Origin of the sequence: Campylobacter subantarcticus LMG 24377, assembly GCF_000816305.1 — a bacterium.
Lineage (GTDB): Bacteria > Campylobacterota > Campylobacteria > Campylobacterales > Campylobacteraceae > Campylobacter_D > Campylobacter_D subantarcticus.
On the sequence record NZ_CP007773.1, the window covers coordinates 528,798 to 549,829 of the forward strand.

At 31.3% G+C, this 21,032-nt stretch carries 24 protein-coding genes; 12 read left to right on the plus strand and 12 right to left on the minus strand.

Annotated features, from left to right (window positions below):
• The first annotated feature begins 49 nt into the window (after positions 1 to 49).
• Genes CSUB8523_RS02800 through pyrF form a run of 6 tightly spaced genes read left to right on the plus strand, consistent with a single transcriptional unit; the run spans position 50 to position 4,717 of the window.
• A complete protein-coding gene (locus CSUB8523_RS02800; protein ID WP_043019537.1) occupies positions 50 to 982 on the plus strand; it encodes a DMT family transporter in 933 nt (310 codons plus the stop codon).
• A complete protein-coding gene (locus tag CSUB8523_RS02805; protein WP_043019538.1) occupies positions 972 to 2,333 on the plus strand; it encodes a uracil-xanthine permease family protein in 1,362 nt (453 codons plus the stop codon). Before CSUB8523_RS02800 ends, CSUB8523_RS02805 begins: the two co-directional genes overlap by 11 nt.
• 18 nt (positions 2,334 to 2,351) lie before the next feature.
• Positions 2,352 to 3,155, plus strand: coding sequence for a 3-deoxy-8-phosphooctulonate synthase (gene kdsA, locus CSUB8523_RS02810; RefSeq protein WP_043019539.1), 804 nt, complete (start codon positions 2,352 to 2,354; stop codon positions 3,153 to 3,155).
• Between the two features lie 11 nt (positions 3,156 to 3,166).
• On the plus strand, positions 3,167 to 3,637 hold the full coding sequence (gene ribH, locus CSUB8523_RS02815) for a 6,7-dimethyl-8-ribityllumazine synthase (protein WP_043019540.1): 471 nt from the start codon (positions 3,167 to 3,169) through the stop codon (positions 3,635 to 3,637).
• A gap of 1 nt (position 3,638) precedes the next feature.
• Positions 3,639 to 4,037 (plus strand): transcription antitermination factor NusB, encoded by a 399-nt coding sequence (gene nusB, locus CSUB8523_RS02820; protein WP_043019541.1) that lies wholly within the window; start codon positions 3,639 to 3,641, stop codon positions 4,035 to 4,037.
• Positions 4,034 to 4,717 carry an orotidine-5'-phosphate decarboxylase gene (gene pyrF, locus CSUB8523_RS02825; protein ID WP_043019542.1) on the plus strand — a complete coding sequence of 228 codons (684 nt, stop codon included), beginning with the start codon at positions 4,034 to 4,036 and terminating at the stop codon, positions 4,715 to 4,717. Before nusB ends, pyrF begins: the two co-directional genes overlap by 4 nt.
• Before the next feature lie 12 nt (positions 4,718 to 4,729).
• Here pyrF and CSUB8523_RS02830 read toward each other — a convergent pair whose 3' ends face one another.
• Genes CSUB8523_RS02830 through rpmH form a run of 11 tightly spaced genes read right to left on the minus strand, consistent with a single transcriptional unit; the run spans position 4,730 to position 15,785 of the window.
• Positions 4,730 to 5,140: an META domain-containing protein gene (locus CSUB8523_RS02830; protein ID WP_043019543.1), complete on the minus strand. Its 411-nt coding sequence runs from the start codon at positions 5,138 to 5,140 to the stop codon at positions 4,730 to 4,732.
• Between the two features lie 17 nt (positions 5,141 to 5,157).
• Entirely contained in the window at positions 5,158 to 6,750 is a 1,593-nt protein-coding gene (locus tag CSUB8523_RS02835) for an MCP-domain signal transduction protein (protein WP_043019544.1), read from the minus strand.
• 15 nt (positions 6,751 to 6,765) lie between these two features.
• Entirely contained in the window at positions 6,766 to 8,298 is a 1,533-nt protein-coding gene (purH, locus tag CSUB8523_RS02840; protein WP_039663219.1) for a bifunctional phosphoribosylaminoimidazolecarboxamide formyltransferase/IMP cyclohydrolase, read from the minus strand.
• Positions 8,299 to 9,066, minus strand: a complete 768-nt coding sequence (locus tag CSUB8523_RS02845) for a Dna-J like membrane chaperone protein (RefSeq protein ID WP_043019545.1) — start codon at positions 9,064 to 9,066, stop codon at positions 8,299 to 8,301.
• A gap of 2 nt (positions 9,067 to 9,068) precedes the next feature.
• The gene (gene purL, locus CSUB8523_RS02850; protein ID WP_043019546.1) at positions 9,069 to 11,246 is read right to left on the minus strand and encodes a phosphoribosylformylglycinamidine synthase subunit PurL; all 2,178 of its coding nucleotides are present in this window, start codon (positions 11,244 to 11,246) and stop codon (positions 9,069 to 9,071) included.
• A gap of 12 nt (positions 11,247 to 11,258) precedes the next feature.
• Positions 11,259 to 12,587, minus strand: coding sequence for a tRNA uridine-5-carboxymethylaminomethyl(34) synthesis GTPase MnmE (gene mnmE, locus CSUB8523_RS02855; RefSeq protein WP_043019547.1), 1,329 nt, complete (start codon positions 12,585 to 12,587; stop codon positions 11,259 to 11,261).
• The gene (locus CSUB8523_RS02860) at positions 12,584 to 13,429 is read right to left on the minus strand and encodes a Jag N-terminal domain-containing protein (protein WP_043019548.1); all 846 of its coding nucleotides are present in this window, start codon (positions 13,427 to 13,429) and stop codon (positions 12,584 to 12,586) included. The genes mnmE and CSUB8523_RS02860 overlap by 4 nt, the downstream gene beginning before the upstream one ends.
• Positions 13,413 to 14,993: a membrane protein insertase YidC gene (yidC, locus tag CSUB8523_RS02865; protein ID WP_043019549.1), complete on the minus strand. Its 1,581-nt coding sequence runs from the start codon at positions 14,991 to 14,993 to the stop codon at positions 13,413 to 13,415. Before yidC ends, CSUB8523_RS02860 begins: the two co-directional genes overlap by 17 nt.
• Positions 14,957 to 15,340, minus strand: coding sequence for a membrane protein insertion efficiency factor YidD (yidD, locus tag CSUB8523_RS02870; RefSeq protein WP_039628166.1), 384 nt, complete (start codon positions 15,338 to 15,340; stop codon positions 14,957 to 14,959). Before yidD ends, yidC begins: the two co-directional genes overlap by 37 nt.
• Positions 15,328 to 15,654, minus strand: coding sequence for a ribonuclease P protein component (gene rnpA / locus CSUB8523_RS02875; RefSeq protein ID WP_043019550.1), 327 nt, complete (start codon positions 15,652 to 15,654; stop codon positions 15,328 to 15,330). The genes yidD and rnpA overlap by 13 nt, the downstream gene beginning before the upstream one ends.
• Positions 15,651 to 15,785, minus strand: a complete 135-nt coding sequence (rpmH, locus tag CSUB8523_RS02880; protein WP_012661270.1) for a 50S ribosomal protein L34 — start codon at positions 15,783 to 15,785, stop codon at positions 15,651 to 15,653. Before rpmH ends, rnpA begins: the two co-directional genes overlap by 4 nt.
• A gap of 141 nt (positions 15,786 to 15,926) precedes the next feature.
• Here rpmH and CSUB8523_RS02885 point away from each other — a divergent pair, with 141 nt between their 5' ends.
• Genes CSUB8523_RS02885 through CSUB8523_RS02895 form a run of 3 tightly spaced genes read left to right on the plus strand, consistent with a single transcriptional unit; the run spans position 15,927 to position 18,222 of the window.
• Complete coding sequence (locus CSUB8523_RS02885) at positions 15,927 to 16,397, plus strand: GNAT family N-acetyltransferase (RefSeq protein WP_043019551.1); 471 nt, start codon at positions 15,927 to 15,929, stop codon at positions 16,395 to 16,397.
• A complete protein-coding gene (locus tag CSUB8523_RS02890) occupies positions 16,397 to 17,008 on the plus strand; it encodes a uracil-DNA glycosylase family protein (protein ID WP_039663235.1) in 612 nt (203 codons plus the stop codon). The genes CSUB8523_RS02885 and CSUB8523_RS02890 overlap by 1 nt, the downstream gene beginning before the upstream one ends.
• Positions 17,005 to 18,222, plus strand: coding sequence for a hypothetical protein (locus CSUB8523_RS02895; RefSeq protein ID WP_043019552.1), 1,218 nt, complete (start codon positions 17,005 to 17,007; stop codon positions 18,220 to 18,222). Before CSUB8523_RS02890 ends, CSUB8523_RS02895 begins: the two co-directional genes overlap by 4 nt.
• On the opposite strand, the gene CSUB8523_RS02900 is transcribed toward CSUB8523_RS02895, so the two are convergent.
• On the minus strand, positions 18,200 to 18,580 hold the full coding sequence (locus tag CSUB8523_RS02900; RefSeq protein ID WP_039663239.1) for a YbgC/FadM family acyl-CoA thioesterase: 381 nt from the start codon (positions 18,578 to 18,580) through the stop codon (positions 18,200 to 18,202). The genes CSUB8523_RS02895 and CSUB8523_RS02900 overlap by 23 nt on opposite strands.
• Positions 18,581 to 18,749: 169 nt before the next feature.
• Here CSUB8523_RS02900 and CSUB8523_RS02905 point away from each other — a divergent pair, with 169 nt between their 5' ends.
• The 3 genes from CSUB8523_RS02905 to dsbI all read left to right on the plus strand — a co-directional run bounded on the left by CSUB8523_RS02905 (position 18,750) and on the right by dsbI (position 21,010).
• On the plus strand, positions 18,750 to 19,400 hold the full coding sequence (locus tag CSUB8523_RS02905; RefSeq protein ID WP_043019553.1) for a thiol:disulfide interchange protein DsbA/DsbL: 651 nt from the start codon (positions 18,750 to 18,752) through the stop codon (positions 19,398 to 19,400).
• A gap of 196 nt (positions 19,401 to 19,596) precedes the next feature.
• Positions 19,597 to 20,259, plus strand: coding sequence for a thiol:disulfide interchange protein DsbA/DsbL (locus CSUB8523_RS02910; RefSeq protein ID WP_039663243.1), 663 nt, complete (start codon positions 19,597 to 19,599; stop codon positions 20,257 to 20,259).
• A gap of 13 nt (positions 20,260 to 20,272) precedes the next feature.
• Entirely contained in the window at positions 20,273 to 21,010 is a 738-nt protein-coding gene (dsbI, locus tag CSUB8523_RS02915; RefSeq protein WP_052242977.1) for a protein-disulfide oxidoreductase DsbI, read from the plus strand.
• Positions 21,011 to 21,032: the final 22 nt, after the last annotated feature.

A 21,032-nucleotide genomic window follows, 5' to 3' on the forward strand; every position in this document is an offset into this window, starting at 1 on the left:
AATTAAGCAAAAAAGATTAAAATAACGGGAATTTTTATGTGGAATTAATATGCTAAGAATTGTCAAAAAAAATTTAGGTATATATTTTATGATTATTGCTTCGATAGAGTTTGCACTTGTGGGTGCTTGTGCAAAAATTTTAAGCGAAGAATTATCATCAATTGAAATTATGTTTTTTAGAAATATCATAGGCACCGCTTTCATGCTCTATGCACTTTCAAAATTAAATTTTCATAAAAGTGGTGGACATCTTGGACTGCTTATTTTTAGAGGTGTTATAGGAACAGTTGCTTTATATCTGTTCTTTTATAATGTTTCTAATATTTCCCTAGGAGGAGCTTTTGCTTTTCAAAAAACAGCACCTATTTTTATAGCTTTAATTGCCTTTTTGTTTTTTAAAGAGAAGTTAGGGTTAAAAGCGTGTTTTGGAATTTTGATCGCTTTTATTGGGGTGTTATTGGTTTGTCAGCCTTTTGCAGATAGTAGCACGCATTCGGGTTTTGATTTAAAAAATAGCATTTTGGGAATTTTAAGTGGTTTTTTCGCAGCTTTGGCGCTAACTAGCGTAAGAGAACTTAGAAAATCATACCCAGCGCCTTTTATAGCCTTATCTTTTGTTTTGATTGGTACTTTAATGCCTTTGGTTTCTATGATCATAGGTTCATTTTACGAGGCAAAAGAATTGGACTTTTTAATCGCACCTTTTGTTATGCCTAGTTTTAAAGCTTGGATTTTTATTATTTTAATGGGTATTTTTGGTGCTATGTATCAAATTCATGTTACCAAAGCTTATGGTGTAGCAAAAAAAGCAGGAGTGGTTGCAGGGGTTAGTTATATAGATGTAGTTTTTACTTTATTTTTGGGTATATTACTAGGAGATGATTTTCCTAGTTTGATGGTTTTTATAGGAATTTTCAGCATTGTTATAGGAGGAATTATTTTGGTAAGTAAACAAACAAAAGGAAAGAAAGATGGAAAATAAAACAGACTTAATTTATGGCTTAGAAGACAAGCCACCATTTGCTAAGGCTTTTTTTGCTGCGTTAGTGCATTTGATGGCAATGTTTGTGGCTGTTATTACGCCTGCTTTGTTGATTTGTAAAGGACTTGGGGTAGATGATGGCAATACGGCTAGAATCATTTGTATGTCGCTTTTTGCTTCAGGCGTAGCTTCGCTTTTGCAAATTAAGACTTGGGGTCCTGTGGGAAGTGGTCTTTTGTCTATTCAAGGAACAAGTTTTAATTTTGTTACGCCTATTATTTTGGGTGGACTAGTTTTAAAAGATAATGGTTTGGGTCAAGAAGCGATGCTTGGAGCGATTTTTGGGACTTTAATGCTTTGTTCTACCACAGAGATGATTATTTCTCAAATTCTTCCTTTTGTTAGGAGAATTATTTCACCTTTGGTTTCAGGCATTGTTGTGATGATTATAGGTCTTAGTTTGATCAATGTAGGTTTGATAAGTGCTGGAGGTGGTTTTGCTGCTAAAGCAAGCGGGGAATTTGGTTCATTGCAAAATTTATTGCTTGCTGCAGTGGTGATTTTAAGTATTGTTATTTTAAATCGTTTTGATAATGTATATATAAGAATTTCATCTTTATTTATCGCTATGATTATAGGGCTTTTGGTGGCTATGACTTTTGAAAACTTTAGCTTTAGCTTTAATGAAAATTTACCTTTGATCTTTTTACCCGATCCTTTGCATTATGGCTTAAGTATTGATTATAATTTGATTTTACCTTTGATTTTGGTTTTTATGGTAACTTCTTTAGAGACTATTGGTGATATTAGTGCAACAAGTGAAGTTTCAAACCAACCTGTTAAAGGTGAGCTTTATGCTAAAAGGTTAAAAGGAGGGGTTTTGGCTAATGGTCTTAACTCTTTTGTTTCGGCTTTTTTCAATACCTTCCCTAATTCGTGTTTTGGTCAAAACAATGGCGTTATAGCTTTAACGGGTGTTGCAAGTCGCTATGTGGGCTTTATAGTTGCTTTTATGCTGATGATTTTAGGATTATTTCCTATTGTAGCAGATATTACATTGCAAATTCCAGAGCCTGTTTTGGGTGGAGCAACTTTAGTGATGTTTGGTACGATAGCTGCAACGGGGGTTAGGATTATTTCAAAAGAAAATTTAAACCGTCGTTCTATTATTATCATTGCGATGAGTTTGGGTATAGGACTTGGTGTTTCAAATAATCCTGATATTTTAAATTTTATGCCTTTATGGTTTAAGACTTTATTTTCTTCAGGGATTGCAGCAGGAGGAATTACAGCGATTATTTTAAATTTTGTTTTTCCACTTGAAGAAAATACAAAAAATAAAGTAAAATAATAAAACAAGGAAAAATAGATGAAAAAAATGATATTAATTGCAGGTCCTTGTGTGATAGAAAGCGAAGAGCTTGTTTTTAAGGTTGCACAAGAACTAGAATGCTTTTTAAAAGATGATAGAATTGATTTTTATTTTAAATCAAGCTTTGACAAGGCAAATCGCACAAGTATTAATAGCTTCAGAGGACCAGGCATTGAAAAGGGTCTGGAGGTTTTGCAAAAAGTAAAAGATAAATTTGGTATGCAAATTCTCACCGATATTCATGAAAGTTCTCAAGCAAGCATTGCGGCTGAGGTTGTAGATGTTTTGCAAATCCCTGCGTTTTTGTGCAGACAAACCGACCTTTTAGTGGCAGCTGCTAAAACAAAAGCAAAAGTTAATGTAAAAAAAGGACAATTTTTAAATCCTGATGATATTAAATACAGTGTAGCTAAAATTTTACAAACTAGAGGTATTAACGAAGAAGGTTTTGAAATAGCTAAAGAAAATGGAGTTTTTGTAGCTGAAAGAGGTTCGAGTTTTGGTTATGGGAATTTAGTGGTAGATATGCGAAGTTTGGTTATTATGAGAAAATACGCTCCAGTTATTTTTGATGCTACCCATAGTGTCCAAATGCCAGGGGCAAATGGAGGAAGCAGTGGTGGCAAGAGTGAATTTGTTGAACCTTTAGCAAGAGCCGCTGCTAGTGTTGGTGTAGATGGATTTTTCTTTGAAACGCATATTAATCCTTGTGAGGCTTTGTGTGATGGTCCAAATATGCTTGATCTTTCAAGACTTAAAAATTGCGTTGATACGCTTTTAAAAATTCAAGAAATCATTTAAAAAGGAAACATATGAAGATAATAGAAGGAAACTTAAGTTTAAAAGGTGATGAGAAAATCGCAATCATTAATGCAAGATTTAACCACATCATTACCGATCGTTTGGTTGAAGGTGCTAAAGATGCTTTTTTAAGACATGGGGGTAAAGAAGAAAATTTAAATCTTATTTTAGTGCCCGGTGCTTTTGAAATTCCTTTTGCATTAAAACAAGCTATAGAGAGTAAAAAATTTGATGGAATTTGTTGTGTTGGAGCGGTAATACGTGGCAGCACTCCGCATTTTGATTATGTTGCAGCTGAAACAACTAAAGGGATCGCAAGTGTAGGACTTGGGGCGAATGTGCCTGTAAGTTTTGGAGTTTTAACAACTGATACTTTAGAACAAGCTATAGAAAGAGCAGGTAGTAAGGCAGGAAATAAGGGCTTTGAAGCTATGCTTACCGTAGTTGAAATGCTTAATTTAATTCAAAAAATTAAGGCTTAAAATGGCTACTAGACATCAAGTAAGACAAAGTATCGTTTCCTTGCTTTATGCAGCACAGCTTAATCAGGAAAATAAAGACTTTATCAATGAATTTTTAGATGAGAAAAAAATTCGCAACGATCAAAGAAAATTTACATTAGATTTATACAACGGTATCAATGAGCAGCTTGCTTTTCTTGATGAAAAAATCAATGAATGTTTAAAAGAGCATAAATTAGATGGGGTGGCTAATATAGAAAAAGCTATTTTGCGTTTAGGTGCTTATGAGATTTTATTTACTTCTACTCAAAAAGCGATTATCATTAACGAAGCTATAGAGCTTGCTAAGGAAATGGCAGGTGATAATGCTCCTAAATTTATCAATGGAGTATTAGATAAAATCAACAAGGAAAAACAATGAAGCTTTGTGTGGCTTTTGATGTGGCAAGTTATGATGATTGCCTTCATTTGGCTAAAGAATTAAAGGGTTTAGATATATGGATAAAAGTAGGGCTTAGGTCTTATTTAAGAGATGGTGTAAAGCTTTTAGAGGCGATTAAAAAAATAGATGATTTTAAAATTTTTTTAGACTTAAAGCTTTATGATATTCCAAATACTATGGCCGATGCTTGTGAAGAGCTTGCTAGGTTTGATGTGGATATGTTTAATATCCATGCAAGCGCAGGTAAAAGTGTTATGTGTATGATTATGGAGCGTTTAAATGCTTTAAGCAAAAGACCTTTAGTGCTTGCTGTATCTGCTTTAACTAGCTTTGATGAGCAAGAATTTTTTAGCTTATATCGCCAAGATATTAAACAAGCGGTGAAAGAATTTTCTAAAATAAGCTATGAAAGTGGTCTTGATGGTATGGTGTGTTCGGTGTATGAAAGCTTGCTAATAAAAGAAAACACAGATTCAAAATTTATCACCTTGACGCCTGGAATTCGCCCTTTTAAAGAAAATTCAGATGATCAAAAAAGAGTGGCTGATATCCAATGTGCGAAAGAAAATCTTTCAGATTTTATTGTAGTAGGAAGACCTATTTATAAAGCAAAAGAACCTAGAAAGGTTTGTGAGGATATATTAGAGCATTTAAAATAAGCCCAAAAAGGCTTATTTTAAATATACTTTCATTTTCTTATTTTCTAGTATGATACCATTATCATCGCTAGTGATTTGAAAATCTCCATTAAAATATCTCAAGAAATTATCTTCAAATTTCATAGATTCTTGATCACAAAGCATTTTAGTAGAGGCAAGATTGTCTTCTATTTTAATGCTATCTCCTTGATCTTTATAGTTTCCAAAAAATCTATTACACCCTGACACTCCAAATACTCTTTTGTCTTTATTATCAAAGCTAATGCTAGTTTTTATTGTATTGGATTCAAAAGTTTTTCCATTAGCTTCATAAGAACTGATAGTAAATTCTTTATTTTGTAAATCATCAACACTTAAATTCGCCACCGAGCACCCACTAAAAATAGCTACGCTTGCAGCGCCAAATGCTAGTAATTTTTTCATTTTTATACTCCTTTATTTTATACATTGAAATGTTTTAATTCATCTTCTAAATTTTGACAGACTATATTTAACTCATGTGCAACATCAAGTAAAATTTTTGAAATTTCTTCGTTTTTATCACTGAGTTTGACGGTTTCTTGCATTTTATCTAGTAAAGATTGCAAAGTCTCTTGTGTACTTGAAATTTTTTGCATACACGCATTAGCTAAATCTCTTGCATTCTCATTGCAAACTTTTACTTCATTGGTTCCTTCTACTAGATCTTTTGCATCTTGATTTAGTGAATTAATTTCTTTTGCATTATGTTTTAATTCTTTAGAAACTTCATTGATGCTATCTACTAGTTGCTTGGTTACTATAGCAATATTTTTCAAAAATTCTTCCGAGTTTTGAGCAAGATTTCGCACATCTTCAGCAATTACTGAAAATCCACGCCCAAACTCTCCCGCGCGTGCTGCTTCAATGCCTGCATTTAGAGATAAAAGATTGGTTTTATCAGCAATTTCTCCCATCATTTCAGAGGCTTTTTTGATTTCCTCTGCTTGTTTTTCCATAATTTCTACTTTTTGGGATAAAACATCTTCATTTTCTGCAACAACTCTCACTTTATCCACTACCTGACCTAGTGAATCAAGCATAGCATTTAATACTTCGAATGATTTTGTATTTGCTTTGTTTGCATTATTTGAAAGCACAGCTAAATCTTGTAATTCTGTGTGAATTTGTTCACTTAATTGGTAAGATTCATCTGTTTTAGTGTGACCTTCTTTAGTTCTATTGGCTAGATCAAGTGCGTTGGTATTTAGAAGTTTTGATTGCTTATCTACCATTTGAGAGCTTTCATTGGTAGAAATAACGGTATTTTGAATTTTTTCGATAAATTGATTAATATAAACACAAGCTTTGCCTATCTCATCAGTGCTTTTTACGCTAATTCTTGCACGTAAATCCCCATCTCCACCAGCTAGTTCTTTAGCATGTTTTAAAAGGTCTAAAACAGGGTTGCCCACAACAATTTTTAAAATATAAAGCACAGCAAAAACAGTAAAAAGTAAAGCTACACTAAAGATTACAATATAAGTTCTTGCAGAGTCTGTTAGATCATCATCAATATGTTTTAAGTCATTGTACATATCCATAACACCCAAAACATCACCTTCTTTAGCATTAGCATGACAAGCTAAGCAGTTTTCATTAGCAATTAATGGACGTATTAATCTTAAATAATGCCCTTGTTCATTGTTGATTTCAACTGCTCTAACTTGAGGTTTGCTAAATTGTTCGTTGATGAGTTTATCATCGCTTTTTGTAAATTTTTGCATTTCAAAAAGTTCAATGGTGCTTTGTGAGGGATAAATTTTGATGTCTTTAATACCTTCAATCTCTCCAGCTTCTTTAATAGCTTGTTCTATGATGGTAGGATCGCCTAGGTTCATCGCCATTCTTAATGTTTGAAAAACAGAAGCACTTAGAGTATCTAAATTAGCGCGACTGATTCTATCGGTTGTTTGCTGAGAGTCATTTTGCAAAATAATTTGCATAATAATAAAACTAATAAGCAATGTAGAAATCATTGCTAAAGATATCTTTGCGCCGATGCTTTTAAACATTTTAATCTCCCTTTTTTAATGTAAAAAGTGTCTTACACCGCTAAAATATAATGCAATACCATATTCATTAGCTGCTTGGATAATATCCTCATCTCTTATGCTTCCACCTGGCTCGATAATGGCTTTTACTCCGATTTTGCTAGCCTCATCAATGCTATCTCTAAAAGGAAAAAATGCTTCACTTGCTAAAACACAACCTTGTAAATCAAGCCCCATTTCTTTTGCCTTGCTAATAGCTGCTTTAGCCGCATCAATACGACTTGTCATACCCATGCCAATAGCTATCATAGCGCCATTTTTTACATATACTACATTGTTTGACTTGGTGAATGCGGCAATTTTCATAGCTATTTCAAGGTCTTTTAATTCTTCTTCGCTCGCTTTTCTTTCGCTTTTTAAAACGGCATTTTTTAGCTCATCTTCTTTAACTTCATCACTATCTTGATATACGAAGCCACCATCAATATGTTTGAAGTCGTATTTGTCGTAAGCTCTGGTTAAAAATGGTGCTTTTTGTGTGAAAATTTTAATGCGTTTTTTGTCTTTAAATACTTCCAATGCTTCATCATCTACATTTGCAGCAATGATTACTTCGATATAAATTTCATTAATTTTTTGTGCTAATTCTTTATCTAAGGTTCCATTGATCGCAACAACTCCACCATAAGCACTTAGAGTGTCACATTTTAATGCGTGGATGTAACTTTGAAGTAGATTTTCTTTTATAGCAAAACCGCAGGCATTGGCGTGTTTTACAATCGCCACCGCAGGGGCTTTATCAAAAGCACTTGCTAAGTTTAAAGCTGCATTGATATCAGTTAGGTTATTAAAGCTTGCTTCGCCTTTTAAGGTTGTAAAATTATGTGTGAAAAAGTCATCAAATTCATATAAAGCACCTTTTTGATGAGGATTTTCTCCGTATTTTGTATCAAAAACTTTCTGTCCTACGATAAATTTACTTGCCCCAAAGCCGCCATTGAAGCACTCATTCATGTAGTTTGCTATATACGCATCATAATTTGCAGTATGCTCGTATGCTTTGATCATTAAAGATCTTCTAAAATCAAGATCTAAGGTATTTTCTTTTAAAGCTTGAATGATTTTATCATAATCTAAAATATCACAAACAACAATGACATTTTTAAAGTTTTTTGCACCACTGCGTATCATTGCTGGGCCACCAATGTCAATATTTTCAACAATCTCATCAAAATCTTGTGTCATAATGGTTGTTTTTTTAAAAGGATATAAATTTACGCACAGTAAATCAATGCTTTCGATGTGATGTTCTTTGGCTTGTTTTTGATGATTTTCATCTTCTCTTTTATATAAAATCCCACCATGAATTTTTGGATGTAAGGTTTTTACACGCCCTTCAAACATTTCTGGACTTTGAGTAAAATCACTTACTTCTTGCACTTGTAGGTTATTTTCTTTTAAAAGTTTATATGTGCCACCAGTAGATAAAAGTTCAAAACCTAGCTTTGCAAGTTCGCTTGCAAATTCTACAACATCTTCTTTGTCGCTTACACTAATGAGTGCTTTCATTTAGTTTTTCCTTTCTATGTATTGTTTTAAAAATTCATAAGATTCGTTAACTTCTTGAAATTTTTTTACACCTTCTTTTATTTTAGCTTCATCGCTGTGATTAGCATTTAAAATATCAGGATGGTATTTTTTAGCAAGTTCTCTATAACGTTTTTTTAGTTCTTGTAATGTTATATTTTCATTTACTCCTAAAATTTTACATGCTTTTTGTAAATTCATGTTTGAATTTTGAGTTTTCATGGAATTTAAGAATTTATCGAGTAAATTTGCATCTAGTCCAAAAGCTCGTATGATAGACATTAAAACTTCTTTTTTTGCATGATTGACTTCTCCATCTATTAAAGCCATTGCAACTAAAACATTAAAAATATTAATTCGTTCTTGCTGTGGTAAAGGCACTTCTTTGATAAGTTCTTTGGCTACTTCGTAAGTATTATTTAAGGTGTTTTTGTGTTCGTTGAAGCACTGTTTTAAAAATTCTCTTTCTTTTGAATCTTTAGCATTATAATCAAGAATTTGTGAAATCATATTAGCTTCGTTTTCACTCACCCTACCATCGCTTTTTGCGATTTTTGCTAAAAGTGCTATAACATAGTAGTTTAGTCTTCTTTTAAAACCGTCAATTCTTTCTTCATGGTAGCCTTGCTTAAAGCCTTGAGAAAAGCTTTTGGCTCCTTTTTTAAAAGAACCCAAAAGATCATCTTTTCCCCATGTTTTATAATACCAATAAAATGCCAAAATTGCTAATATTAATAAAACAAAAAGCATTTTTACCCTAAATATTCATTAAATTTATCAAAATAAATTGCTTGTAGTTTTACTAAAGATATCTTAATTTCATCTAAAATGAAATCTTTTTCATTTAAATTTCCAAGTTTTGTAAATTTAATTCCCATTTCATTTACAAATTTAATAAATTTTTCTTCATCTTTAACACCTACTATAACTCTTGTTGGGCTTTCTTCAAAAATAAAACTTTTATCTTCAAAATTAGTTTTTGCTTCAATGCCTAAATTTGCCTTTGCGCTCATTTTTGCTAGAGTGATGGCAAGACCACCGATACCTATACTATTCGCACAGTCAAGTAATTTTGCTTCATTGGCTTTTAGTATCAAATCCCATAGTTTTAATTCCGCGTTAAAATCTATATTTTCAAGTTCTCCTGCAACTTTTTGATCTAAAACTTTAGCAACTAAAGATCCACCAAAAGCACCTTTGCTTTCTCCAAGTAAATAAATGGCTTGCGTATTTTTGCTAAAATATGATTTTAAAACATTTTCTGCGCTTTCATTGACCCCAACGCATGTGATGGTTGGACTTGGAAAAATACTCACTCCATCGGTTTCATTGTATAAGGAAACATTACCACTTACCACAGGAGTGTTGAGTTCTTTGCAAGCTAGCTTGATACCTTCGCAGCCTTGAGCAAACTGCCACATTACCTCAGGATTTTGTGGATTACCATAGTTTAAACAGTCACTAATCGCTAATGGTCTAGCACCCGAGCATGCTATTTTTCTACCTGCACTTGCAACAGCTGCTGCTGCGCCTATTTTTGGATCAACATAGTTTAATCTTGAGTTGCATTCAATTGCCATAGAAAGTAAGCAATTGTTTTCTTTGATTCGAATACTGTTTGCTCCTAAAGCTCCATCGCTTTTTAAAGTATTGGTTTGCACGCTTGAATCAAATTGTTCGTAAATATAAGCTTTGTTGTTTACATTTTCATTTGCAAGGAGTTTTTCGAATGCTTCTTGGGTGGAAATATTGAGTTTAAATTGATAGTTTTTTATTTCATCTAAATATGCTGGCTTAGCTACAGGTCTATCAAGCATAGGTGCTTTTTCGCTTAGTGGCTCAATAGGGATTAAACCAACTAATTCATCATGCCAAAATAGTTCCATTTTACCAGTATCGGTAACTTCACCTATAATGGCTGCATTAAGCCCCCATTTATTGAAAATTTTGATTACTTTTTCTTCATAGCCTTTTTTAGCGCAAATTAGCATTCTTTCTTGTGATTCACTTAACATTAACTCATAAGGAGTCATGCCTTCTTCTCTCATAGGGGTTTTATCAAGATAAAGCTTCATTCCGCTACCACTACGTCCTGCCATTTCAAAAGAACTCGAGGTAAGTCCGGCTGCACCCATATCTTGAATACCTACAATATAATCTGTTTTAAAAAGCTCTAAGCAAGCTTCCATTAGTAGTTTTTCAGCAAATGGATCTCCAATTTGCACAGTTGGTCTTAAGCTTTTGCTAGATTCATTAAAGCTATCACTTGCCATTACAGCTCCACCAAGTCCATCGCGACCGGTTTTTGAGCCTACGTAAATAACAGGATTTCCTATACCTTCAGCTTTTGCATAAAAAATATCTTCAATTTTACAAGTTCCAAGTGCAAAAGCATTTACTAAGATGTTTCCATTGAAACATTCATCAAAAGCACACTCTCCACCTATGGTAGGCACACCCATGCAATTACCATAGTGCGAAATTCCACTTACAACACCTTTAACTAGGTATTTTTGGTGTTTACCTATTTTTTCATCATGAATGTTGCCAAATTTTAAAGAATTCATGCCAGCAACTACTCTTGCGCCCATAGTAAAAACATCACGTAAAATTCCACCTACACCGGTTGCAGCACCTGCAAATGGTTCTATAAAACTTGGGTGATTGTGGCTTTCTACTTTAAATACAGCAGCCATTCCTTTGCCTATATCGATTACTCCAGCATTTTCACCAGGTCCTTGGATAACCCAAGGAGCTTTGGTCGGAAAGCCATTGAGGTATTTTTTACTTGATTTGTATGAGCAATGCTCGCTCCACATAGCAGAAATTACTCCAAGCTCTAGCAAATTAGGCTCTCTACCTAATATATTTAAAATTTCTTGATATTCCTCGTCGCTAATTTTGTGTTGTTTTATAATTTCTTTATCCATTTTCTCTCCTTTTTATTTTCCTAAACAAAAATTACTAAACATAGCATCTAAAATTTCATCTCTTTCAAAATCTTTTGTAAATTGGGCTATCTCTCCTATGGCTAAATTTAATTCAAAGGCAAAAAGCTCCAACGAACTTTCTTTTAATAAATCTCTTGCACGTAAAATGGCTTCGCTGGCATTTTTACAAGCATTGAGTATTAAAGTATTACTAATTAGCATTCCATCGCCATCTAAAGTATTTAAGTATTCATTTAAACTTTCCTTAATAGCTTGGGTGTTTTCTTGGGCGCAAATGCGTATACAAGAAGTGCTAATTTCATGTTTAAATTTGGTGGCTAGATCACTTTTGTTTAAAACATAAATGATTTTTTTATCACAATCTTTTAAAGCTTGTAAAATACGCTCATCTTCTTCTTCAAATTCTTTAGATCCATCAAAAACAGCTATGATAATATCTGCTTCTTTAATACTTTCATAGCTTAAGTTAACTCCGATTTTTTCTATCTCATCATCTGCATTTCTTATACCTGCTGTGTCGATGATTTTGATTAAATGTGAGCCTATTTTTAAACTTTCCTCAATACGATCTCTTGTGGTGCCTGCAATATTAGAAACAATGGCTCTATCAAATGCTAAAAGTGAATTTAACAAGGAGCTTTTTCCCGCATTTGGCTTACCGATAATAGCAACTTTAAAGCCTTCTATAAGTCCTTTTTTACTTAAAGAAATATCTACTGTATCACGTAAAAGTTTTGAGTTTTTTTCACACATGACAATGATTTGATCAAGTAAATCTTGTGGTAAATCATCATCTGCATAATCAATGCTTGTTTCTACAAAAGCAAGGGTTTGAACAAGATCCATTCTAATGGTATTTAAAAATTTACTTAAATCACCTTTAATGTTTTTTGCTATGATATTTGCAGCGCTTGCTGATTTTGACATGATGGCATCTTGTATGCTTAAAGCTTTTAAAAGATCCATCTTGCCATTTAAACAAGCTCTTTTACTAAATTCACCAGGGTTAGCAAGGCGTGCACCTGCTAAAATAAGCTCATCAAGTAAAATTTCACTCAAAGAAAAGCCTCCATGGAGTTGAAATTCTACTATATCTTCTCCCGTAAAAGAAAAAGGTGCTTTGAAATAAATCACCAAAGCTTCATCTAAAAAATCATTGTTGTTTTTGTATAATTTGCATAAGTGCGCATAGCGAGGTTTTAGTTCTTTTTTACGAGTAATTTTTAATGCAAGCTCTAAAGCTTTATCTCCACTTACTCTAATAATACTTATAGAGCCCACTCCATGGGCTGTAGCAATAGCAGCTATAGCATCATTCATTCATTTTTCTTCAAAAAATTATTTACAACGATGTATCTTTGATCATCGTTTTGCTTGATGGCGACATATTTATCTGGAAAGCGTTCTCTTAATTTTTCTAAAGCAAGTTTTAGCCAAATTCCATCTAAAGGCTTTGTTTGAACTCTTCCTGTACTTTCTACTTTTTCTATAAGAATTTTTAAATAATTTTCTATAGCTTGGGTTTGATTTTCTAAAAATTGAGCAATTTCTAGTCTTGGTTGAATTTTGTATTTAGCGCTAAGCCAGTTATAAAGCAAATAAGAAAAAGCCTTATATCTATGAGCTTCTTTGCCTATAAGTAAAGCCGCATCTTCACCATCAAGTTTTATTAGTACGCAATTTTCATCCCAAATGCTAACTTGTATAACTTTGATGTCAAAATCAAAAGTTGCTAGTAGCTTTTCTAGTGAAATTTTTATCTCATCAATATAGGAAGCGATATTTCTTTCTTCTGAGGATTCTTTATGAAATGAATCAAAAATGGCATCATTTTTTACTTTATAGTGCTCTTTAGGTTGAGTAATATCTTCAATTGATTTTTGAAAATTTTCTTTGTATTCTCTCTTTGATTCATTTTTATCAAGGTTTTTTTGCGAATGCTTGTTAAATTTCTCATTTTGGAATTTTTTAGATCTTTCTTGATGGGCTTTTTGGATTTTTTTATACCCTTTAATGCAAATAATAGCATTTTTTCTAAACAAGCCAAAAAATCCTGCTTTTGCATGTTGAATAACTTCATATTCCAGATCGATCACAGAGCACTCAAGTTGTTTTGAGGCTTCTATGAGTGCGGTTTGTAAGTCTTTAGCTTCTATGTTCATGTTTAGCTATTTCCTCTTTTTTGTGGTTTTTGAAAAGTTTATTCACAATCACTTGTTGAATAAGTGAGCATATATTATTTACACACCAATATAAAGTTAAACCTGCTGGGAAGGTTAAGAAGAAGAAAGTGAAAATTAATGGTAAAAATTTCATAATCTTTTCTTGCATAGGATCTTGTATGGCCATTGGTGTGATAAGTTGTTGGATAAACATAGTTAGACCCATAAATATAGGTAAAATAAACCATGGATCCATTACAGATAAATCTGTAATCCAAAAAGCCCAAGGTGCAGCTTTTAGCTCTATAGCATTTAGTAAAACTCTATAAATTGCAAAGAAAATTGGAATTTGAATAAGTATTGGCAAACATCCGCTCATAGGATTTGCACCATGTTTTTTATAAAGTTCCATCATGTGTAAATTCATTTTTTGCGGATCACCTTTATAGCGCTCTCTGATTTCTTTCATTTTAGGTGCTAAATCTTTGAGTTTATTCATAGAAATCATTGATTTATAAGTAAGTGGGAAAAGAATAATACGTACAATTAAAGTCATCACTACAATAGCCCAACCCCAATTGTCCATGTAGCCATGTAAGAAATTTAAAAATTCAAACATAGGCTTAGCTATAAAAGTAAACCAACCATATTCTACAACATCATCTAAATCTGCATGAATACTTCTTAAAATTTCATGCTCTTTTGAGCCAATATAACCACTTGCTTTAAAAGTATTTGTTGCACTTGCAAAAACGATAGAATTTTCATGATTATCTTTAGTAACTACGGCATTGAGTGGTTTTTCAAAATTATAAAAGAAAGCACTATAATAGCGATCTGAAGCTGCCATAAGGGTTACATTAGAAAAACTTTCATCATTTTCTACATCGCCATCTTCTAACATTGTGATTTTATCATCTTTATCTAAGATTAAAACTCCATGCACTGTATAGCTATCAACTGCTATATTTGGACGATAACCTGGAGTGATAAAATAAGCTGCGTCTTTGCTTAGATTAACTTCTAAATCATAGTTTCCATATTTATGGAAAGTGATCTTTTTAGTTACTACTAAATCATTTAAATTTTGAGTAAGTATCAAGGTTGTATTTTCATCGCCTACATTGATAGTTTTTTGACTTGTGGTGTATGGTGTATTAAATGCTTCTTGATTGATTTTTGTATCACTAAATCTTATTTCTAATGGTAAAGGTGATAAAGAAGTATCTACTAAATTAACACTTTTACCATTTTCATCTTTATATTTTTCATCACTTAGATAAAATTTAACTATTCTACCTAAAGAGTCAATATGTGCTTCAAAATGCTCACTTTTAACAATTGCTATTTTCTCTTTTTGATTAACACCAAGTTCTGTTTTTGGAGCTTGAGTATTTGTATTTGTGGTGCTTTGCGGAGCTGAGTTGTTTTGCTCTATTTGGGTGATATTTTGCTCAGTTTGTGAAGTTTTGGGGATAAAAAAATAATCATAAACTACAAAAAATAAAAATGATAATACAACGGCAATTAATATGCGTTTTTGTTGAGATAAATTTTCTGACACGGATTGTCCTTTGGAAATATAATCTTAATTAAAAAAAATTGATTATCGTTGCAAGGGATGTAAAGATAATTGAGTTGTTTTAAAGCATTAAAACTAGGTTTAAAACATATACCTGAGTTTAGATTATTCTTGCGTATTTTAGGATAATCAATACCACCTTTAAAAAACGGATTGCATTTTAAAATTCTTAAAAAAACTGCACTAAATGCTTTAAAAATATTATTTTTTTTAAATTGCCACAAGGCATATTCAGAGCAACTTGGGTAATACCTACAGCATTGTGGTTTAAAAGGACTGATAAAGAGTTGATAAAATCTGATAAGTTTTAGACAAGCTATTTTATACATCCTATTTTTTTCAAACCCCATTTCAAGTTTTTTTCTAATTTTAAAAAAGGAATTTCACTAATACTTGTTTTAGCTACAAGTATGTATTTTCCGTTTTCAACTTGATTTTTAACCTGAAAAAAAGCTGATCTTAAGAGCCTTTTGGCTCTATTTCTTATAACAGCTTTTCCAACTTTTTTACTAGCAACAACGGCGAATTTTTTTTCTTCGCTTAAAGAGTAAAAGATGATCACACCTTTGCAGTGCCATTTTTTACCTTCTTTGTAAATTGTTGCAAACTCCCCTAAGTCATTAATACTTAGAAAATCTTTTATACCGCTAATCTTTTTCTACCTTTAGCGCGTCTAGCATTGATCACTTTACGACCATTTTTGCTTTTCATACGCACACGAAAGCCGTGAGTTCTTTTTTTAGGAGTTTTATGTGGTTGGTATGTTCTTTTCATATTTTTTCCTTAACTTAAAATAAAAAACAAAATAATAAGCGAGTATGTTAGCAAAATCTTACTTAAATCTGCTTTTAATTAAGAGTTATTTTAAAACTTTTTGCTAAATTTTGATTTTATTTTGTAAACTAAGGAAAAACAATGGCTTTTGAAATTTGTGAGAGCAAAAAAGAAGATTTGGGAAAAATTTTAGAATTACTCAAAGAGCTTGCTATTCATGAGAATATGCTTGATGATGTAAGATGCACAAGTAAAGAACTTGAAGAATCATTTTTTAAACATGAGTATGCTAAGGCTTTGAGTTTAAAGGTTGATGGTGAGATAATAGGCTATGTGATGTATTATTTTACTTTTTCATCTTTTTGGGGCTTGGGTGGTTTATACCTAGAAGATATTTACATACAGCCAAAGCATAGAAAAAAAGGTTATGCTAGAGCTGTTTTTAAATATTTAGCGCAAATTTGTAAAGAAAAAAATCTCAAACGCTTAGAGTGGGTATGTTTGAACGATAATGATTTAGGGATTGAGTTTTATACTAAATTAAATGCAAAGCATATGAATGAGTGGAGAACTTATCGTTTAGAGGGTGAAAATTTAGAAGCATTGATGTAATGAATAAGCGTAATTTGTGTTATTTAAAAGCTTTTGGTTATGAATATTTTAACGAGCAAAAACAAATTAGACATTTTAACTTAAGCTTTAAAGAATTAAACGAAAGAGTGAAAACTTGCAATCTTTGTCATTTTTCTAAATTAAGAAAGCATAGTTTAATGGAAAAAGAAGCCAAAAATGCTAAAATTTTGATTTATCAAGCTTTTATCGATAAAGAAGAAAATGAAAGTGGAAAGTTTTTTGCTTCTAAAAATAAGCAAGAGTTTTTAAGATTATGCAAAGAGCTTTTAAATTTAAAAGAAGATGAGATATATTTTTCTTATATGTTTAAATGTTTTAGTAATTTTAAAATAGATGATCAAGCACTAAAATTATGCTTACCATATTTTTATAACGAGCTTGATTTTGTAAAAGCAAAGATTATTTTATGTCTTGGTCAAGAAGCTTTTGTAAGTTTGGGTTTTGAGAACTTTCAAAAATACAAAGGGCAATGTATGCGTTTTAATAATGCTTTGCTTTTGCCAAGTTATGATTTGAATTTTTTGAGTAAAAATCCTAGCTTTTATACTGAATTTATAGAAGATATTAAAAAAATAAAAGGTTATTTATGAGAAAAAGTTTAGTTTGTTTGATGATGAGTTTTGTTTTAACTTTAAGTGCTTTTGCAAAAGAGCAAAAACCATCACCCATAGAACCTAGTGAGTCTTTTTATCCTAATTTAGAATTTCAAAATTGCGATAATGATTGTTTATTTACTTTGCTAGAAACAGGACTTTATTTTAATTTTTTATCAAGATTTAACAGTGATAATGCAAATGAACTTTTGGTTAATATCTATACTAAACTTTTAAACTCCATTATAGATTTTGAAAAAAGAATTCAAAAAAATGCTAGTGTAAAATTAGCTATTATTTTGCCTGAGCAAACGATTAAAAGCTATTCTAATACTATTATAAACTCAAGTATAGCGTATTTGTTAAGACAAAGAGCGCAGATAAAAGTAAAGGTGTTTTTAATAGGCACTGAAGATGAGAGCAAGATAGCTAAAGCTTTTAAACAAGCTCAAGATGAGAAATTTAATTATATCATCGCAGGTTTTACAGATAAGGGTGTGAAAAATTTATTAAAAGAAAATCTTGATTCTAATGTAAAAGTTTTCATACCAACTGCACACAAAAGAAATTTTGATACGCAAAATGAAAATGTATATTTTGGAAGTATAGATTATCAAAAACAAATCCAAAAGCTTTTAGAATACTCCAATGGCAAAAATATCATTTTTTCAGATGGAACACCTTTGGCAAATCGCTTAGATGAGAATGTTTTAAACGCAGGTAATGGTAGTGAGAAAATTTACACTATCAATAGTTCTAAATTTGATTTTAGAAGTATTTTAAATCAAAATAGAAGTTTTCAAGATTCTAGTATTGTTTTAAATACCTCTTTGATTAAAACAGCGCTTATAAGCTCGCAAATAAGAACTTATGATATAGAGCCTTTTGTGTTATTATCAACTCAGATTAATTATAATCCTATTTTACTAAGCTTAACACAAATTAATGATAGAAAAAAACTTTTACTAGCAAATTCCATTTCTAATGAGGATCAAACTCTAAGCTATCTTAATGAGCTTTTTTCGCAAAATATTAATTACAACTGGATAGCGTATGCAACTAGCGTGGGTCTTGATTATTTTTATACGCAGTTTTTAGATAAAGACTCTCAAAGAATTTTCGATGAGAGTTTAAATAATAATCAGTTTGACTATAAGGTTAAGATCATTCGCTCGCAAGGCTTAGGTTTTACTCCTTTGCAAAATCAGTAAAAACCTTAGTTATAGTCTCATCTATAGGGGCTACTTTTTCATTTTTTAAAAAAGCTAGGGTAAATTCAGCTTCAAAAAGCTTGGTATTTTCTTTATAAATCTCTTGTTTTATACAAACTGAGGCTTTTTTAAGCTTTGTGATAAATGTTTTTACTTCTATAAGATCTCCAAGTTTAGCGGGTTTTAAAAAGTTACAATTTGCTTTTGTAAGTAGAAAATGTCCTGTATTTTTATCAAAAATTTTTGCATTTTTTTGAAAAAATATCTCACTTCTTGCTCTTTCGCAAAATTTTAAGTAGTTGCTATGGTATACCACTCCACCTGCATCGGTATCTTCATAATAAATTCGTATTTGCATTTTAGACCTTTTATTTTATATTGATCGGAAAATATCGCTTACAATCAACTTTTTTTATTGATAAATTTGTTGAAATTCTACTTAAAATGTCATAAGAAAAGCATAAAATATCCTTGATTTTATATCTTATGTTAAAATTGTATTTTATATCATTGAAAAAAGGAAAATCATGCAAGTTTTGCAAAAAATGTTTAAATTGCTAGCTATTATGGCTTTTGTTTTTAGTGTGAGTGCAAATGCACTTAGTGAGGGTAAAGAGTATATTACTTTAAAAATACCTATCCCAAATGCACAAAATTCTCTAATAGAGGTATTTTCTTATCATTGTATTCATTGCTATAATCATCATCAATTTCACACTCTAGCAAAAGTTAAACAAGCTTTACCAAATTTAAAATATGATCTTTTCTCGGTAAGTTCTATGCTCGAGTACGGTGGTGCTTTAAATGAGATGTTTGCTTTAGCTTCTTTTAAAGAAAAAGCTTTAGGTTTAGATGTTACTAGTGAAAAAAGTCTTACTTATAAGCTTGCTGACGTGTATTTTGTAAGTCATTTTGAAAAAAAAATAAATTTAAATAATCTTGATTTATTTTATAAAATAGGTTTAAATGCTATTGGTGCTAGTAAAGAAGAATTGCAAAAATTTTTACAAACTAAAGAAGCCAAAGAGCTTTTAGTTGCTTATGATGTAGCTAATGAAATTTCAAGAAATTATGGCACGCCTGCTTTTGTAGTAAATGGCAAATATCAAATCAATCCTGAGTATATCACTTCTTTAGAGGAACTAATCCGTATAGTTAAAGAACTTTCTACCAAGTAATGCTTTTTTAAGCATTACTTTTTGTAATTTTTGTGATAAAGTATTATTATTTTTTATTTTTTTAATAATTATATTTTCATTTTGAAATTTTTTCTTATTGTTTAATTAATATTTAAGTTATATTAATATAACTTTAGCATGTTTATAATAAATTGCAAATATTTATTATATATAAAATACAAATAGGAGAAATAAAATGAAATTCAACTTAAATAATTTGTCAAAAGCAATGGCGGCAGCTGCTTTTGTTCTTGGTGTGAGTGCAAATGCACTTAGTGAGGGTAAAGAGTATGTGGTTTTAAAAACACCTATCCCAAATGCACAAAATTCTTTAATAGAAGTATTTTCTTATCGTTGCACACATTGTTATGATCATCATAAGTTTAATACCATGTCAAAAGTCAAAGAAAAATTACCACAATTAACTTATAAATTTTATCCTGTTAGCTCTATGGGTGATTATGGTAAGCAAGCTAATGAAATTTTTGCTTTTGCTGCTTTTAAAGATGAGCAAAATAAAGTAAGTCAAAGCGATAAAAATAGTTTAACTCATAAAGCTTCTGAAGCATATTTTAATGCTTATTTTAAGAAAAAACAAAGATGGGGAAATGGAGCCAATCCTGAAGCGTTTTATGAAGTAGGATTAAAAGCAATTTCAGCAAGCAAAGAAGATTTAGATAACTTTTTAAAAACTCCTGAGGCTAGTGAAATTTTAAAATCTTATGAAAATGCTAATGATATCTCTAAAAACTATGGTACACCTGCATTTGTGGTAAATGGTAAATACCAAATCATACCACAAGCTATCACATCTCCACAAGCTTTAATAGAAATAACAGAAGAATTAAGCAAGATGTGATTTGAGGTATTTTATGAGTTCTTGTCCTATTAGTAAAATCACCACTTGGCAAAATACTAGGTTGCCTTGGTTAATAATGGTTATAGCTATGGTAAGCTTAACTTTCATAGCGCACTTTTTATTTCAAGAATATCTTTATATGGAACCTTGTGAGCAGTGTGTTTATATAAGATTTGCTATGTTAACTATGGCTTTTGGTGGTATTTTAGCCTTGATAGATCCTAAAAATGATTATCTAAAAATTTTTGCTTATATTTTTGTTTTTTGGGGTATATGGCTTGGTATAGAGTATTGTATTACTCTTAATCATATCCACGAGGTAGTGCATTCAGAAAATCCTTTTGCTGGTGTTGATGGATGTAGAGAAATTCCTATATATCCTTTTAATTTACCATTGCATGAATGGGCACCAGGATGGTTTTTACCAACAGGTGAGTGTGGTATGGATACACCTATAATACCTGAAGATATTTATGGTAGTTTAAATGCTTTTCAGAAATTTTTTGTTGGAACTCCTCCAAATTTTGAAGACGGGTTGTATAGTAATGGTTGGTACCTGATTCCTAGTATGGAATTTATAAATATGGCGATTTGTTGTTTGTTAATCTTCATTATTTGTTTGGTGATTTTAGGAAGTATGTTTATTTCTTATGTATTTTTACATTCTAAGGCTAAAATTTATGCTTTAATTGTTTTGGTGTTTGTGATTATTCTTAAAATTTTAGGTGAGCCAAGTGTGCAAATGGCTTAGTAGTATTGAAAAAGGAGAAAAA

Bases quoted from the DNA above. Each gene is read 5' to 3' on its own strand.
- kdsA (WP_043019539.1), top strand. From the start codon at position 2,352: ATGAAAAAAATGATATTAATTGCAGGTCCTTGTGTGATAGAAAGCGAA.
- yidD (WP_039628166.1), bottom strand. From the start codon at position 15,340: ATGTATAAAATAGCTTGTCTAAAACTTATCAGATTTTATCAACTCTTT.
- CSUB8523_RS02835 (WP_043019544.1), bottom strand. From the start codon at position 6,750: ATGTTTAAAAGCATCGGCGCAAAGATATCTTTAGCAATGATTTCTACA.
- purL (WP_043019546.1), bottom strand. From the start codon at position 11,246: ATGGATAAAGAAATTATAAAACAACACAAAATTAGCGACGAGGAATAT.
- purH (WP_039663219.1), bottom strand. From the start codon at position 8,298: ATGAAAGCACTCATTAGTGTAAGCGACAAAGAAGATGTTGTAGAATTT.
- CSUB8523_RS02860 (WP_043019548.1), bottom strand. From the start codon at position 13,429: ATGAACATAGAAGCTAAAGACTTACAAACCGCACTCATAGAAGCCTCA.
- CSUB8523_RS02800 (WP_043019537.1), top strand. From the start codon at position 50: ATGCTAAGAATTGTCAAAAAAAATTTAGGTATATATTTTATGATTATT.
- CSUB8523_RS02895 (WP_043019552.1), top strand. From the start codon at position 17,005: ATGAGAAAAAGTTTAGTTTGTTTGATGATGAGTTTTGTTTTAACTTTA.
- CSUB8523_RS02830 (WP_043019543.1), bottom strand. From the start codon at position 5,140: ATGAAAAAATTACTAGCATTTGGCGCTGCAAGCGTAGCTATTTTTAGT.
- CSUB8523_RS02845 (WP_043019545.1), bottom strand. From the start codon at position 9,066: ATGCTTTTTGTTTTATTAATATTAGCAATTTTGGCATTTTATTGGTAT.
- CSUB8523_RS02910 (WP_039663243.1), top strand. From the start codon at position 19,597: ATGAAATTCAACTTAAATAATTTGTCAAAAGCAATGGCGGCAGCTGCT.
- pyrF (WP_043019542.1), top strand. From the start codon at position 4,034: ATGAAGCTTTGTGTGGCTTTTGATGTGGCAAGTTATGATGATTGCCTT.
- mnmE (WP_043019547.1), bottom strand. From the start codon at position 12,587: ATGAATGATGCTATAGCTGCTATTGCTACAGCCCATGGAGTGGGCTCT.
- ribH (WP_043019540.1), top strand. From the start codon at position 3,167: ATGAAGATAATAGAAGGAAACTTAAGTTTAAAAGGTGATGAGAAAATC.
- CSUB8523_RS02805 (WP_043019538.1), top strand. From the start codon at position 972: ATGGAAAATAAAACAGACTTAATTTATGGCTTAGAAGACAAGCCACCA.
- CSUB8523_RS02900 (WP_039663239.1), bottom strand. From the start codon at position 18,580: ATGCAAATACGAATTTATTATGAAGATACCGATGCAGGTGGAGTGGTA.
- CSUB8523_RS02890 (WP_039663235.1), top strand. From the start codon at position 16,397: ATGAATAAGCGTAATTTGTGTTATTTAAAAGCTTTTGGTTATGAATAT.
- CSUB8523_RS02905 (WP_043019553.1), top strand. From the start codon at position 18,750: ATGCAAGTTTTGCAAAAAATGTTTAAATTGCTAGCTATTATGGCTTTT.
- nusB (WP_043019541.1), top strand. From the start codon at position 3,639: ATGGCTACTAGACATCAAGTAAGACAAAGTATCGTTTCCTTGCTTTAT.
- CSUB8523_RS02885 (WP_043019551.1), top strand. From the start codon at position 15,927: ATGGCTTTTGAAATTTGTGAGAGCAAAAAAGAAGATTTGGGAAAAATT.
- rpmH (WP_012661270.1), bottom strand. From the start codon at position 15,785: ATGAAAAGAACATACCAACCACATAAAACTCCTAAAAAAAGAACTCAC.
- dsbI (WP_052242977.1), top strand. From the start codon at position 20,273: ATGAGTTCTTGTCCTATTAGTAAAATCACCACTTGGCAAAATACTAGG.